The organism is Planococcus sp. APC 3906 (genome assembly GCF_030407685.1).
In the GTDB taxonomy this organism is placed as follows: domain Bacteria; phylum Bacillota; class Bacilli; order Bacillales_A; family Planococcaceae; genus Planococcus; species Planococcus koreensis.
The window spans coordinates 1-14144 of the sequence record NZ_JASDCW010000028.1; the positions used below are offsets into that span (position 1 = coordinate 1).

The 14144-nt window shown below is 47.1% G+C and carries 13 protein-coding genes; 8 read left to right on the top strand and 5 right to left on the bottom strand.

Annotated features, from left to right (window positions below; genetic code table 11):
• Window positions 1-532, top strand: a 532-nt coding sequence (locus QMA09_RS13990; protein WP_290213532.1) for a hypothetical protein, incomplete at its 5' end; no start/stop codon positions are given.
• A gap of 316 nt (window positions 533-848) precedes the next feature.
• A complete protein-coding gene (locus QMA09_RS13995; RefSeq protein WP_135502879.1) occupies window positions 849-2879 on the top strand; it encodes a Na+/H+ antiporter in 2031 nt (676 codons plus the stop codon).
• A gap of 81 nt (window positions 2880-2960) precedes the next feature.
• Here QMA09_RS13995 and QMA09_RS14000 read toward each other — a convergent pair whose 3' ends face one another.
• Window positions 2961-3719 (bottom strand): arylamine N-acetyltransferase family protein, encoded by a 759-nt coding sequence (locus QMA09_RS14000; protein WP_290213570.1) that lies wholly within the window; start codon window positions 3717-3719, stop codon window positions 2961-2963.
• Window positions 3720-3800: 81 nt separating this feature from the next.
• Window positions 3801-4736, bottom strand: coding sequence for an acetamidase/formamidase family protein (locus QMA09_RS14005; protein WP_290213533.1), 936 nt, complete (start codon window positions 4734-4736; stop codon window positions 3801-3803).
• Between the two features lie 217 nt (window positions 4737-4953).
• Here QMA09_RS14005 and QMA09_RS14010 point away from each other — a divergent pair, with 217 nt between their 5' ends.
• On the top strand, window positions 4954-5496 hold the full coding sequence (locus QMA09_RS14010) for a divergent PAP2 family protein (RefSeq protein WP_290213534.1): 543 nt from the start codon (window positions 4954-4956) through the stop codon (window positions 5494-5496).
• A 72-nt stretch (window positions 5497-5568) separates the two neighbouring features.
• Here QMA09_RS14010 and QMA09_RS14015 read toward each other — a convergent pair whose 3' ends face one another.
• The gene (locus QMA09_RS14015; RefSeq protein ID WP_290213535.1) at window positions 5569-6117 is read right to left on the bottom strand and encodes a TVP38/TMEM64 family protein; all 549 of its coding nucleotides are present in this window, start codon (window positions 6115-6117) and stop codon (window positions 5569-5571) included.
• A gap of 206 nt (window positions 6118-6323) precedes the next feature.
• Between QMA09_RS14015 and QMA09_RS14020 the strand changes: the two genes are divergently transcribed.
• Window positions 6324-7025: a GDSL-type esterase/lipase family protein gene (locus tag QMA09_RS14020; RefSeq protein ID WP_290213536.1), complete on the top strand. Its 702-nt coding sequence runs from the start codon at window positions 6324-6326 to the stop codon at window positions 7023-7025.
• Window positions 7026-7285: 260 nt separating this feature from the next.
• The gene (locus QMA09_RS14025; RefSeq protein ID WP_290213537.1) at window positions 7286-8716 is read left to right on the top strand and encodes a carbon starvation CstA family protein; all 1431 of its coding nucleotides are present in this window, start codon (window positions 7286-7288) and stop codon (window positions 8714-8716) included.
• Window positions 8717-8777: 61 nt separating this feature from the next.
• Here the strand turns inward: QMA09_RS14025 and QMA09_RS14030 are convergent, their stop codons facing one another.
• Entirely contained in the window at window positions 8778-9473 is a 696-nt protein-coding gene (locus QMA09_RS14030; protein WP_290213538.1) for a FadR/GntR family transcriptional regulator, read from the bottom strand.
• A 180-nt stretch (window positions 9474-9653) separates the two neighbouring features.
• On the opposite strand from QMA09_RS14030, the gene QMA09_RS14035 reads away from it, so the two are divergent.
• The 3 genes from QMA09_RS14035 (at window position 9654) to QMA09_RS14045 (ending at window position 13144) form a co-directional block, all read left to right on the top strand.
• Window positions 9654-11051 (top strand): FAD-binding oxidoreductase, encoded by a 1398-nt coding sequence (locus tag QMA09_RS14035; RefSeq protein WP_290213539.1) that lies wholly within the window; start codon window positions 9654-9656, stop codon window positions 11049-11051.
• On the top strand, window positions 11048-12043 hold the full coding sequence (locus QMA09_RS14040; protein ID WP_290213540.1) for a bile acid:sodium symporter family protein: 996 nt from the start codon (window positions 11048-11050) through the stop codon (window positions 12041-12043). The genes QMA09_RS14035 and QMA09_RS14040 overlap by 4 nt, the downstream gene beginning before the upstream one ends.
• Window positions 12044-12175: 132 nt before the next feature.
• Window positions 12176-13144, top strand: a complete 969-nt coding sequence (locus tag QMA09_RS14045; RefSeq protein WP_290213541.1) for a TRM11 family SAM-dependent methyltransferase — start codon at window positions 12176-12178, stop codon at window positions 13142-13144.
• Window positions 13145-13191: 47 nt separating this feature from the next.
• On the opposite strand, the gene QMA09_RS14050 is transcribed toward QMA09_RS14045, so the two are convergent.
• Entirely contained in the window at window positions 13192-13887 is a 696-nt protein-coding gene (locus tag QMA09_RS14050) for a Na-translocating system protein MpsC family protein (RefSeq protein WP_290213542.1), read from the bottom strand.
• Between the last annotated feature and the right edge of the window lie 257 nt (window positions 13888-14144).

Genomic DNA, 14144 nt, shown 5'->3' on the forward strand with positions numbered 1-14144 from the left:
CAACTTTAAGCCTATTTTAAATGGTGAGCCTTTTAGCTCACGGATTTTAAACGGAAGATTGGTATTTCAGTCAAACCGGACAAATCTTATTATAAATAAGCTTATGCCGACCATACATAAGTTAAAAGTCCGTTTTCCCAATTTATTTCTACAAATTATGCAGAAACGTGAAAAGGGGTGTGCTTGTATGCCACAAAAACAACTTTTGCCTCAGCAGTCAGTTGCTTATTATTTTGTAAGGTCCAAAAGTGTCCATGAAGAAGAAGGAGAAACTTTCGTAACGTTATTTGCCAGGTTATGCCGGGAACACACATTTGTGAGTGGTGGAAAGAAAATGAGTGAGCGGGAATCGGTCTGGGTTGACATCGATGAAGTAAAAGCATCACATGCAACGGAAAAAATGCTTAAATTGCCAAACCGGATCCAGAATTTCGTGGTGCCAGAAAATGTCTTTTTGGAACTGGTCAAAACAGCGAAAACATGCCCGAAAGAACTTTATTTTGTTTCACCGATCCATATCTCCAAATTCTAGACGTTAAAAATCCATTAAACAGAGTGAAAAGAATAAGGCTGTTATTTTATCCGCTTCTTAATAATGGGGCGTTTTTTTTTGTGTTTTTTTTTTGAAATTGATGCATGCCAACGTCATAAGTGCTGATTTTAAGGGTATACAATAGATTACATGAATCGGCCCTAGGCTGAACAGCAGAAAAATTCACTGAAACACAGCTTCGTGTCAGTGAATACACGGACAGTTAGTTATTGCAGTGCAATGCGTGTTCCAAGCGTTTTTACTGAGTTTGTGCACATGCACTTGCAGTTCAACTTGCATAGATTGGAGAATGTTTATGGATTTATTGTTGATTATATTATTGCTGCTGTTTTGTTTGTTGGTATCCAACATCATCAGCCATTACACGCCATTCATCCCGACCGCTTTAATCCAAATTGCACTTGGCGTGGCAGTTGTCATTCTATTCGATGACATTTCCTTGGAAATTGAAACAGAATGGTTTTTGCTCTTGTTCATTGCGCCGCTGCTGTACAGTGATGGCAGGAACTTTCCGCGTGATGAATTATGGCGCATGCGCGGGCCGATATTAGGCAATGCAATATTCTTGGTGCTGATCACTACAGTCGCCGGGGGGTATTTCATCCATTGGCTCATCAGCGAAATTCCGCTTCCTGCCGCATTCGCTTTAGCGGCGATTCTTTCGCCGACGGATCCTGTTGCCGTGAATGGCATTGCGAAACGGATCCACTTGCCGCAAAAAGTGTTGAACCTGGTTAGAGGGGAATCGCTGATCAACGATGCATCAGGCCTCGTGGCGTTCAATTATGCAGTTGCAGCGGTCGTTACCGGCTATTTTTCCATACAGGAAGCCGCAATCGATTTTTCGTATAAATTCTTAGCCGGCCTTTTCCTCGGTGTTCTCCTCGGCCTTTTGGTGACAGGCATTCGCTATTTGCTTCGCAAGCAGGGAATCAGCGATGTGACATTCCAGTCGCTGCTGTCCATTCTTACACCATTTTTGATTTTTTATATAACAGAAGATGTGCTTCATGCGTCCGGCGTTATCGCAGTTGTCGTAGCCGGCATCATCCACGCGCTTGTCCGTGAGCGGACGGAAACGTTCGTTGCTGAAGAGCAAGTGCTGACCGAAAACATCTGGACGATTCTGCTGTTCATCTTGAACGGTTTTGTGTTCCTTCTGCTCGGGTTGAGCATCCCGTCATCAATGAGCGGCGTGCTTGAGAATGAAAATATCAGTGAATTGCTTTTGCTGTCCTATGTCGCAGCCATTGCATTGGCTATTTTAGGGATTCGGTTAATTTGGGCTTATCTTTATGCTTATTACGAATACAAACGCGGCAAACTAGAAGAAGTGGACAAACCCACAGTGAAGACGGCCATCATGGTCAGTTTGACCGGCGTCCGCGGCACGGTGACGATGGTCGGCGTATTGTCTATTCCGTATTTACTGGAAAACGGCGATGACTTCCCGAACCGTTCGTTGATCATTTTCTTGGCAGCCGGCACGATTTTATTCACATTGATTGCAGCGACGGTTCTGCTGCCATTATTCAGCATCGGTAAGACAGATGAACAAAAAGGGGCGAAACTTGATATTGAAGAAGCGCGCCGCCGAATTTTGCTGGCCTCGCTCAAAAAGCTGAAGGCGGAATTGAATGTCGAGAACGAAGTTGCCGCTTATGAGTTGATCGACGAATATACGATGCGCCTCAACCAATTGGACTTTGACGAAAGCTCCCTTGAAAAAGGCACGAAAAGATTGAGGGACCGTATGAGGGAAATCCGATTTTCGGCATTGGAAGAAGAACGCCGTTATATTGACACCCTTTACAAAGAGGGAGGAATGGAAGAAGGCGTCTACAATGCTTTCGATAAATCCTTGATCCGCAGGGAACAAGCCATTTCAAAAGGCTTCCGGTCAATCATCGTCTTTATCGAAGGGAAATTGGCTCGTGCGGCTAAACGTTTTGGCGGCCAATATGTCAAAGACGAGGAAACGCGCTTGGTGAAAAGCCAGGAAGCGAAAGAAATCCAATTGCATGCACTTCAAAAAGGGTTGAAAAAGTTGGAAGAGCTGGCCGCTGAAAATGATTACAAGGACATGATGCAAGCGGTCATCACCGATTACAAGCAAATGATCGGCGGCCTTAAACGCCCGGATTCGCAGTACAATGAACATTTTGAGTTATTAAAAGAAGAGCTGCGCATTGTCGTAATGGACAAAGGGCGTTCTGAGATTTACAAAATGTATGAACGCGGAGACATCACACGGGACCAAGCCAAGGAGCTAAGGCGCTATGTCAATCATTTGGAAAGTATCACGTTATACGAATATGGAGATTAAGGAACCAAAAAAGAGCTGCCGGCGAATGCCGGCAGCTCTTTTTTTGCCTAGTTTTATTGTGCAGCAGCGGTGATTTAAGGCTTATACCTCGAGTTCAAGGCCGAACTCCTCTTTTAGGACTTTGACCTTTTCTTCCGGAGACAGGCTGCGCTTCTTTTTGCCGCCGTCTTCAGTGCGGATTAGGACATCCCCTGAAAGGGTGATGCGTCCATCTTCCGTCGCACGAGTCGCAAGGTCGTCGTGGGTAAATGTCGATTCGCTCGAGACCTGATTAAAGACGCAGCCTTCATGGAAGTCGGCAAGTTTCTTTTCATCGGTATTGAATCGGTATAAGATGCGCTCATCGCCGTCATCGCCGTTTTCTTGGCGAATCAATTGATAAAACCCATCTTCCAATTCCTCGATTCGGTAAGTTCCGCTATGGTCGGCGTGCCGTTCCCCGCCAAGAGGAATCGGGCTGACGGTTGAATCGCCGAATCCCACGTCAATCAAATATGGCGTGTCCAATTCAACCAGAATGGCGGCATGGGTGTCTTTTTTAGCGGCGGTGCCATCGGGTTTCAAAACAGTAGCCGAAATGAGTTTGGCATCAAATCCCAAATCTTGTAGCAGCCAATGGAACAAGCCGTTCAATTCATAACAATAGCCGCCTCGCTTATGGTTGACGATTTTATCGTAAATCGTCTCCAGGTTCAGGTAAATCGGTTTTTTGCGGATCACGTCCAAGTTCTCGAAAGGCACGTGCTGCATATGCAGCGACTGGAGCTTGGCCAAATCCTGCAAATAAAGTTCTTCTACTGGGAATGCATGAAATCTTTTCAAGTATGCAGTGGAATCCATCACATGAATCTCTCCTTTCAGCGGCAGCTTTTGATAAAGTTGCCCTCAATTAATTTTCAGGGGTAAAGCTTTATGGATACGTCAGCGGATAGCGCCATGAGGCAGAATGGCATGGACGCCTTTTACGCCATTGACGACTTGGGTGATGTGCAGATCTACTGCGACACTGGCCAAAGCGGTCGCTTCGGTTTTAGAGATTGCATAAAATTCCTGCATCAATTCCACAATGCCATTTAAAGCGGTGGCTGCCGCTTCGTTCAAATCTTCATCAAAGCCGAAAGCAATCCAGCCCGCTGGTGTATTTGCACGCGGCATCTCCAACGTCCAATCTTCGTGGAGGATCAGCGTCACGTCAACGAAATCCATTGGGCATTCAATGGCAGTGCCCGAACTTTCGCCATCGCCTTGCAATGCATGTCCATCGCCTAAGGAAAACATGGCGCCGTCCACTTCAATCGGCAGAAACAGGCTGCTGCCGCGCACCAGCTCTTTGCAATCGATATTGCCGCCGACAGAACGGGGCGGTTTGGTACTGAATATGCCATCTTCTGAAGGCGCATTGCCCATCAGCCCGAGAAAAGGCGAGAGACCGACACGGAATTCTTTCTCGCCGATGACGCAGCTGCCAGTCATTTGCCGGGCGTTCAGTTTCCAGTCCAGCTGCACTCTCTCAGAATCCAGCAATTGAAGTTTTTCGTTTTGCCAGCTGGGGAGCTTGCCGGCCCAATTTGTGCCATACCAGCCTGGCTGCAAGTCATTTGTCCGGATCTCGAGCACCATTCCCGGTTTTGCCCCTTCGATTTTGATCGGGCCGATCATGGGATGCAAAGGCTGGTCTTCTTGTTCGCGGGAAGACAGCAATTGTTTTGGCTGATCAGGGGAGGGCGAATACCCCCATTTGATATCCGGTGTCGAAACTTGTATCGTGTCGCCAGATTGGACGGTTAAAATCGGGCTGTAATGTTTGCTGAATGAAGAATGCAAATTCTTGTTTTCCAACGGAATGATATGGATCACATAAAAGCTCCTTTCGGCTTTCTGATTTGATTGATGAGGAGTATATACTAAATACTGGCATGCTATACGGTTTATTGTATACCCATAAAAAGAAGAAATTAAATTTTTGCTTGTGCTGTTTTTTATTTTTCCGCTTAAAGACCGAAACTTGGGGGTATAAAAAAATAACCGGAAAAATTAAAATCGATTATAGGATTGAAAAGTGGGGGAATTATTTATGGACACAATGAACAGAGGAATCATTACATCATTATCAGCAATTGGGATAGCCCAAGCATTGAAAATCGTAACGCATAAAAAATTATCAGGCCGTTGGGACTTGAAACAGGCGTTTACAACAGGCGGCATGCCAAGTTCGCATTCGGCCGGCGTTTCTGCGCTTGCTTCCTATGTGGCTGCAAATAAAGGGACGGGCCATACGGAAACAGCCTTAGCCGTCATATTCAGCACCATCGTCATGTATGATGCCCAAGGGATCCGCCGCCATACCGGTGAGATCGCACGGCTTGTCAACGACCTGGAAGACAGCTTTGTTACATTGAGCGGAGATTTTCCGAGCCTTGAATTTGAAAAGCGCGACAGCGAGCTGAAAGAGCTTTTGGGCCACCAGCCGATCGAAGTGTTGGGCGGCGCATTATTCGGCACAATGGTCGGCTTGCTGTCAGCGAAAATCGAAAATGACGAACGCCGTCAAAAGAGGCGGGCACGCAAGAAGTCAGGTGCCCGCTACGAACTTGCTGAAAGAAAACGCCGTTCTTAAAACAATACCAAAAAACGCGTCCCGTATCATAAGGGGACGCGTTTTTTGATTTTATTCCAAGTAAGAACAAGGCTATAAAGGCAGCCTGAATTTATGCATTTTGCCAAGGAGCGCATACAAGCCAGCCAGCATCAGGATCATCCCTAAGGTCAAGTACCAAGGCATTTCTGAAATGGCCTCGCCGAATGCTGTGTAGATGATTGCAGGCAAAATGACCCCGAGAAGGGAATAATACATGTATTCCTTGAAATTTTTCGTCATTTCCATCAAGTATAACGACAACAGGTGGAAATGGACAAAGGGCATTATCCGCAGAATCATTACTTGGCCTACGGAAATGGTTCTGCCAGGCAGCACTTTGTTTTTCAAGGAACGAATCTTCTGTTCGAATTTCGGGAATTTGCGAATAAAAAGATAAAAAAAGTAGTTCATCAATGCTAAGCCGATAAAGTTATAAATAGAGCCTTGCACAAAGCCGAAAAGGACGCCGCCAGCTATGCATACGACAATTACCGGCAAAAATAACAAAGGCCGAAGCAAATGGAGCAAGATGAAAAGAGGCGGCGCAAGCCAACCCATTTCGGTGATAGTGGATTCCAGATCCAGCAGGAAATTTTCCATAAAGCGTGCTCCAGTCTTTTTGTGTTTATCAACAAAGTGTTTATTGCAGAGAGAATTTTTAACATCCATTTAATGCTCCTTACCAAATGTTACGCCAAGTATGGGAGAAAGTAAAAAAAGCGGCTTGCATAACGAAGCGGAATAATCGTAGAAATCTCTTCATTATGTTAAAATAAGGATATCGAACGAAGAAGGGAAGTGTGCGTATGATAAAGAGCCGACGCTTTTATCCTCTCCGAAATGGAGCCGCATCGTCTTCCGGAGGGACGAAAAAAGGCTTGCGCCTTAAGCATATTATTATCTTGGGGGATTCGGTTGCCTATGGCTATGGCACGAGAGGCGGGATAGCCAAATATTTGAAAGAAACATTTCCGGACAGCAATGTGATCAATCTCGGCATCAATGGCCTGACGAGCAATGGACTGATTGACCGGCTCAGTTCCAGCAGATGGAACCACCATATCAGCAAGGCGGATTTGGTGCTGTTGAACATCGGCGGCAACGACTTGCTTCGCGGCTTCCACGGAGCAGGGGCAAAAGGACTGATCCGCCAATTTGCGGGCATCCGGCGGACATACCGCAATAATCTTTTGGCCATTTACCACCACATCCGTGAATTGAATCGTGAAGCGCTTATCGTCCAAAACGATTTGTACAATTCAATGAAAAAAGAAGTGCAGTATTTCGGTTTCACTGGCATCATGCTGCGTGTATGGAATAAGGCAATCGGCGAAGAAGGCATCATTATTTCCCGAACCCAACCGATGGGCAAGAACACCGCCATCTGGCTGGATGATATCCATCCGAATGATGAAGGCTATAAAATCATGCACGAACTTTTGCTGAAAACATTGGCTGCCACCGGCTACGATATCCATGAGCTCGATGAATTGCAGCAGCCAAATTAAAAGAAAATTTCCCTGCCAGCCGCCAACTTCCATGGGCGGCTGTTTTTTTTCGTGCGAATAAAAAGAATATTGACTATTTTAAATTATAGTAATAACATAATAAAATGTTTGCAGATAAAATTACGATGGCATGACTGGGCAAATGGCGAGAGTCCATACAAGAGCGAATTTACTTTTAGGCATGGCGTTTTGTAAGCGATTACGGCTTCTCAGACTCATCGAAGTTCTATTCTGAAACCAATAAGATAAGGGGTGGCAAAATGATCACGTTTTTAGTATCGATTGTTATTTTGGTCGCGGCGTATTTCACTTACGGCAAATACATAGAAAAATTATTCGGACCAGCCGAGTCGAGAAAAACACCGGCCTACGCTAACCGCGACGGCATCGATTTCGTGCCAATGAACAAACACAAGAATGCCATGATCCAATTACTGAATATCGCCGGAACAGGGCCGATTTTCGGTCCCATCATGGGTGCATTGTACGGCCCAGTCGCGTTTTTATGGATTGTCCTCGGTTCCATTTTTGCCGGTGCCGTGCATGACTATTTGACGGGCATGATTTCGATTCGCAATAAAGGGGCGCATATACCAGAACTTGCGGGCAAATTTTTGGGGCAAGCTTCCAAACATGTTGTTAACTTTTTCGCTTTATTGCTGCTGTTATTGGTCGGTACCGTCTTCGTTACGACGCCGGCATCTCTATTGTCCATTTTAATGGACGGCAATGTAGCGGTCGGCGTGCTGATCGGAGTGATCTTCGTTTATTATTTCCTGTCGACAGTATTGCCGATCGACAAAATTATCGGCCGCCTGTATCCGTATTTCGGAGCCATTCTTTTGCTCGGGACGTTCGGCGTCGGCATCGGCTTGTTGTTCTCGGATTACAAAATCCCTGAATTGTCATTGACGAATATGCATCCGGGGAACTTGCCGATTTTCCCGATTTTGTTCTTCACGATTACTTGCGGGGCGCTGTCCGGTTTCCACGCGACACAATCGCCGATCATTTCCCGCACAACGCAAAACGAATCACAAGGCCGTTACATTTTCTACGGCATGATGATTGCTGAAGCGATCATCGCGATGATCTGGGCAGCTGCCGCTATGAGTATTTTCGATGGCCAAAGTTTAAGCGGCCTCATTTCTTCAGGAACGCCTTCGGCAGTCGTCAACGAAGTTTCCATGACATTGCTCGGAGCGGTCGGTGGGACGATTGCGGTTCTAGGTGCAATCGTACTGCCAATCACTTCGGGAGACACCGCTTTCCGCGCTGCACGTTCAATCATTGCGGATTACATCAAATTGGATCAGAAGAAAATCATGAAACGCTTAATCATTGCCGTGCCGCTTTTCGCAATCTCGCTGATTCTGACGCAAATCGATTTCAATTTGCTGTGGCGTTATTTCTCATGGGCGAACCAAGCAACCGCATCAATCGCATTGTGGATTGCGACGATGTACTTGTACATTCAAGGTAAAAACTACCTGGTGTCGATGGCCCCTGCCGTCTTTATCACATACATGGTATTTGTCTATATCCTGAATCAGAAAATCGGGTTTAACCTTGATTTGAATGTTTCCTACATCATAGGAATATTCCTGACAGCAGCCATCATCGGAATGTTTTACGCGAAAGCGCGCCAGAATCGTGTTAACGATGTTAAAACTTCTGTGGTTGTGGAATAAGCAAAAAGCGGACTCAGCTGAGTCCGCTTTTTAATTTGGGCAGAAATTGTGCAATTGGCTGTCAATGCGTGTCCAGTTCTAGCATGATTCGGTCAATATGCTGCTCCATCAACTTTTTTGCGCGCTGCGGGTCTTGTTGGGCAATCGCTGCATAGATTTCGTAATGTTCAGCGTAAGTATCAGCGTGGCGGCTGGCATCTGTGAATCGATGGCGCCGCGTTGCACGAATCGTATCTTCGAGTCTATTGGCAAGCGTCTCCACCATTTCAATCAGCAATGGATTCCGCGAGGCCCGGACGATCTGCAGATGGAAATCCACGTCAGCTTGAACGCCGGACTCTTCATCGTTAAAAGAATCATGCATGTGCGCCAGCGCACGGCGCATGCCTTGAAGGTTTTCTTCGCCCGCGCGCTGGGCTGCCAGCGATGCTGATTCGACTTCCAGCGCACGGCGCAATTCAAGCATTTCATGCACCAGATGGCTTTCGGTTTTTTCAATCAGCGAGCCCAGCTGCCTGCCCAGCATTGCCACTTCAGGCGTTTTGATGTAGCTGCCTCCGCCATGCCGGATTTCCACTGAACCTGCCATCTGCAAAGCTTTTAGCGCTTCTCTGACCGATGTGCGGCTAACGCCGAACCGGCTCGACAATTCCCGTTCTGAAGGGAGGCGGTCTCCCGGTGCCATGTTCTCTTCGATAAAGAAAAGTTCTATTTTTTCAACGATCAGTTCATAAGTTTTCCTTTTTGGTGCGTTCATTAGAACATCTCCTTAAACGCTTTTACTGATTAAACCTTAACAATGGTTGACAGAATAATCAATGTCAGAAAATTTTTATTGAATTTTTCAGACAATTATGTATAATGAACTCTATTGGTTGGACCAATTTTGCATAAGCGCTTTCATCCATAATTATGTACACGTAAGGAGCGGAACAGCATGGCGAATATTCAAGAGGCGTTAACGGCATTAACAGCTTTTCTGACAAGCGAACAGGTGACGGTCAACGAAACTGTCCGGGAACTTCACGGCAGAGATGAATCTTACCACGGCCAGCAATTGCCGGACGTCGTTGTTTTTCCGGAAACGGCAGAGCAAGTCAGCCGTATTATGAAAGTTTCAAAGCAATTTCAAGTGCCGGTCATCCCATTCGGTTTGGGATCGAGTTTGGAAGGGCATGTCATCCCGGTTACCGGGGGCATCACGATCGATTTCTCGCTCATGGACAAAGTATTGGCAGTCTATGAAAAGGATTTTCTGGTGAAAGTGCAGCCAGGGGTCACCCGCACGCAATTGAATAAGGAACTGAAGAAATATGGCTTGTTCTTCTCGGTCGACCCCGGAGCGGATGCGACGCTTGGCGGCATGGTGGCGACGAATGCGAGCGGCACTACTTCAGTCAAATACGGCGTCATGCGCGACCAGGTAAGGGATCTGGAAGTCGTGCTGGCGGATGGCACCATCATCCACACCGGCAGCATGGCAGCGAAATCGTCTTCAGGCCTCCATCTGAACGGATTGTTTACCGGTTCTGAAGGGACACTCGGCTGCTTTACCGAGATGACGCTGCGGGTTTATGGCATTCCGGAGCATGTCACGGCGGCGCGTGCCTCTTTCCCGACGGTCAATGACGCAGTGGAAGCGGTTGTCTCGATCTTGCAGGCAGGCATTCCAGTGGCGCGCGTTGAATTGGTTGACGAAGAATCGATCCGCCAAGCGAATAAATTCAGCGATACCGCATATCCGGAAAAACCGGCATTGTTTTTGGAATTTCACGGAAATGAAGCCGGTTTGAAACAAGATGTCGAGTTCATGGAAGAAATCGTCCAAGGGCATGGCTGTGAAGAAATCGAATTCGAGACTGACAACGCGGCTCGCAACCGTTTATGGGAAGCACGCCATAATCTGGCATACGCTTATATCCATGGCTACCCCGGTAAAAAGATGATGGTGACCGATGTCTGCCTGCCGATTTCAGCACTCGCTGGCGCTGTACGCCATGCGCGCGAAAACCTGAATACACTCGGATTGACCGGCGGAATCGTGGGACATGTCGGAGACGGCAATTTTCATACCTTGCTGATGATGGACATGAATGATGCTGTGGAAGTGGCGAAAGCGCAGGAATTCAACGAACGCATCGTCCTTTACGCACTAGAGCGCGGCGGTACGTGCACAGGTGAACACGGCGTCGGCATCGGCAAGCAGAAATACCAGCTTCAAGAGCACGGTGCAGCCATGCAAGTCATGGAAAAAATCAAACAAGCATTGGATCCGGACAATCTATTGAATCCGTATAAAAATGTGAAACCAGAAACGAAGGGGGCAGTTCTATGAAAATGCTGGAAACGATCAGCGCATTTGCAGGTAAATATTTTGCCGTTTGGGTCATTTTAATCGCAGTCATCGCTTTTTTGGTGCCTGAACCGTTTCTCGGCTTCGGCGCATACATCGCCATCTTGCTCGGCGTAGTCATGTTCGGTATGGGACTGACATTAAAGCCGGTCGATTTTAAAATCGTCTTAACGAATCCAATTCCGGTATTGATCGGTGTAGCCGCTCAATTTGTCGTGATGCCATTGGCCGCTTTTGCCATTGCATACTTGTTGCGGCTGCCTCCTGAACTTGCTGCAGGGCTTGTCTTGCTTGGCTGTGTGCCAGGCGGGACCGCTTCGAACGTCATGGTGTATTTGGCGAAAGGGAATTTGGCGCTATCGGTTGCGATGACATCGCTTTCGACGTTGATGGCTCCGATCATGACGCCATTATTGCTCTTGCTATTGGCGGGGCAATGGCTGCCGGTTGATCCGGTTTCCATGTTCATGTCCATCATCCAGGTGATCATCATCCCGATTGCATTAGGCTTGCTTGTCCAACGTTTCTTCCCGGTCATCGTCGGCAAAAGCATCGCGATTGTCCCGCTCATCTCGGTTGCGGCGATTTTGATCATCGTTTCAGCAGTTACTGCGGCTAACGCTGCTAACGTCATTAGCGCAGGATTCGTGGTGTTCCTAGCGGTGTTCCTGCATAACGGTGTCGGCTTGCTGTTAGGGTATGCCATTGCCACTGCCATGGGGCTCAGCGAGAATGACCGCCGGGCAATCTCACTTGAAGTCGGCATGCAGAACTCCGGTTTGGGTGTCGCGCTTGCGACAGCGCATTTCAGCCCGCTTGCTGCACTTCCAAGCGTTTGGGGCGCAATCTGGCATAATATCTCCGGTCCGATCCTGGCGACGATCTGGTCCAAAAAGCCGGCCGGAACTGAAACAGCAAAACAGCGGAAACGCAATCTTCAAGCAGCACCTGCCGAATTGAAAAGCGGCAAATAACGATTTATTTCCTCCCGTTGCTGACGGGAGGTTTTTCTTTGGCCGGATAAAAGAGCAATTTTGTGGGGATAGCTATATAATTGAAAGGCGATCATAAGTGAAATAGCGCAACGAGAAGGACGGGAACCCATATTGACTCTACCCACATTAGACAACGAATTCATTTACACATATGCCTATACGCCTGATGAAGAAGCCTTGTGTTTTTTGGAAATGCGTGCCTTGTTCGGGGAAGATACAAGCCGTAAAATAGTGAAAAGCCAGCGAATCCTCGACCCAAGCCGAAGCCCATTCATCAAAGAACGCATCGAAGTGCTGTATGAAGATGACCAATTGGACGGGCTCATCGAGCAGCTCAAAGCCATCCACATGGGCCAGCAGCGCTTTAAAGTGCTTTTTGTAAAAATCAACGGGCTGTCCGGAACTGATAAAGTCGAGTACCAGGAAAAGCGCTCGATAGAACACCGGATCGGCCAAGCGATCGAAGGCACAGCAGATATGCACGAACCCGATGTCATTTTCGGGCTGATGCCGCTTGGCGGCCGCTGGTATTTCGGCTATTACACAGCAGCTGAAGCCATTTGGTTCAAGCATTTGAAAAAGCCCCGGCAGTATTCAACTGCTCTCAGCACCAAAGTGGCACGCGCCGTGGCGAATATCGCCGTACCCAAAATATCCGGCGTCCGTGCAATCGATCCTTGCTGCGGAATTGGCACAGTTTTGGTTGAGGGCTTGTCGATGGGCATGGACATCGTCGGCAGAGACCTGAACCCGCTTGTGGTGGATGGCTCGATTGAAAATATCGCCCATTTCGGCTTGAGCGGGGAAGTGGGCCATGGTCCGATTTCGGATGTTTCCAGCCACTATGATGTTGCAATCATCGATATGCCATACAACCTCTTCACCAGTACGTCTTCCGCTGACCAACTGTCGATTTTAACGCATGCTGCTGATTTTGCCGATAAAATGGTCTTGGTCACGATGGACAATCTTGACCCGATGATCGATGCTGCAGGCTTCGATATTATCGACCGGTGCATCGCTAAGAAAGCAGGCTTTTCCCGTGAAATCGTCGTATGCCTCAAAAGGCCGGCTCAATAAAAAGACGATGTGCGCCAATCCATGGCACACATCGTCTTTTTCTGTTTTTAAGAAGATTTCGGTTCGAGCATTAAGGCGATGTAACTGAAATCTTCATCGAAATTCCAGTCAATGAAGATTTCCGAAACAGCTCTGTTTAAAACCGATTCGATTTGGACTTCTTGCATGACCTGCCGTTCCAACGGCCGTTTCGTCACTTTCAGCTCTTCAACAAAGCCGTTGCGGATCAGTTCCTTTTCGATGCGTACCAGAATGCCGGTACGCTTCACCAGGATGGTGCGGTCATTCAGCCAAAATGATTCTGTCTTTTCCGGAATTTTCTCCGCTTTCAAGCTGGCAAGATCGACTTTTTCCTCGAATTCTTTTTGATCGATGTCATCTGGCCATTCGAACACCTCTGAAGGCTCCTCGTCAAGGATGGCAATAATCATGCCGGTTTTTTTCTCCAAATCCCAATCCGCGTAGATATCTTTGATATCCAAATCGGCGATTTTCAGGAATTGCAATTTGATTTCCTGCCGCAGATCATTCATCATCAAACTCCGTGTTTCCAGAATTCGCTTCGACTCATTCTGCTTCATGAGAATCGCTTCCATCGGGGCCATGAATCCCCGGAAATGGACGGTGATATAAGGACGTTTCACGCTCACATAAACTGATGTCGGGCCTTTGCCGAAGTTCGTACGCAGCAATGTGGATATATAACTGCTGATTTCTGCGTGCAGTGTTTTTTCCTCTGGCATCATTATGTCCTCCTGACATTAATGGGTCTTCTAAATGAAATTCACTCGCTATCATTATAACGTAAACAAGGCTGAGAAAGAAATCAGCGCGTTAATTTGGGCATTGCGGCGCACGAGGAATTAACCGGCTTTGAAAATGAATGGAATATCACATGTCTTTATTTGTAATTTTTCTGTTCAATTCCCAAAATTTAGTGTTAAAATAAATGGAATTGCTCAAACTATTAAATAATTAAAAGAGCGTTTAGTGATGGAAT

Coding starts and splice junctions, on each gene's coding strand:
- QMA09_RS13995 (WP_135502879.1), top strand. CDS start 849: ATGGATTTATTGTTGATTATATTATTGCTGCTGTTTTGTTTGTTGGTA.
- QMA09_RS14000 (WP_290213570.1), bottom strand. CDS start 3,719: ATGGATTCCACTGCATACTTGAAAAGATTTCATGCATTCCCAGTAGAA.
- QMA09_RS14010 (WP_290213534.1), top strand. CDS start 4,954: ATGGACACAATGAACAGAGGAATCATTACATCATTATCAGCAATTGGG.
- QMA09_RS14015 (WP_290213535.1), bottom strand. CDS start 6,117: ATGGAAAATTTCCTGCTGGATCTGGAATCCACTATCACCGAAATGGGT.
- QMA09_RS14020 (WP_290213536.1), top strand. CDS start 6,324: ATGATAAAGAGCCGACGCTTTTATCCTCTCCGAAATGGAGCCGCATCG.
- QMA09_RS14025 (WP_290213537.1), top strand. CDS start 7,286: ATGATCACGTTTTTAGTATCGATTGTTATTTTGGTCGCGGCGTATTTC.
- QMA09_RS14030 (WP_290213538.1), bottom strand. CDS start 9,473: ATGAACGCACCAAAAAGGAAAACTTATGAACTGATCGTTGAAAAAATA.
- QMA09_RS14035 (WP_290213539.1), top strand. CDS start 9,654: ATGGCGAATATTCAAGAGGCGTTAACGGCATTAACAGCTTTTCTGACA.
- QMA09_RS14040 (WP_290213540.1), top strand. CDS start 11,048: ATGAAAATGCTGGAAACGATCAGCGCATTTGCAGGTAAATATTTTGCC.
- QMA09_RS14050 (WP_290213542.1), bottom strand. CDS start 13,887: ATGCCAGAGGAAAAAACACTGCACGCAGAAATCAGCAGTTATATATCC.